The 297-nt window shown below is 55.9% G+C and carries 1 protein-coding gene; it reads right to left on the minus strand.

What is annotated here, in order from left to right:
• Positions 1-183: hypothetical protein (locus tag NHH03_RS00225; protein WP_253153581.1), on the minus strand; the 183-nt coding region annotated here is incomplete at its 3' end.
• Positions 184-297 lie beyond the last annotated feature (114 nt).

The following is a 297-nucleotide window of genomic DNA, read 5'->3' on the forward strand; positions in this document are numbered from 1 at the left end:
AACGCCCTTCTCTCGCGGCCAAAGCCAATCTACTTCACGATCAAACGATTTGCGAATGGCAACGCTCGATTGCCGGGGATGGAGACGCTTGCGAATTGCAAACGCCCATTGTGAAGTATCGGCGGCGATGACCAGTCGAACCGCCGGCGACTTGCTTTGGATACGCTGATTGATTGTCGCCAACGCTTCGACTCGTCATCGCCTTTCGTCACTGTCGGCATGACCGCCCAGTGGTCGGCCACGAAACAACAATTTCCAGCTCAATCGATTGACCAGATGCGAAGCGACGGGATCGCC

Origin of the sequence: Stieleria tagensis, assembly GCF_024129865.1 — a bacterium.
In the GTDB taxonomy this organism is placed as follows: domain Bacteria; phylum Planctomycetota; class Planctomycetia; order Pirellulales; family Pirellulaceae; genus Stieleria; species Stieleria tagensis.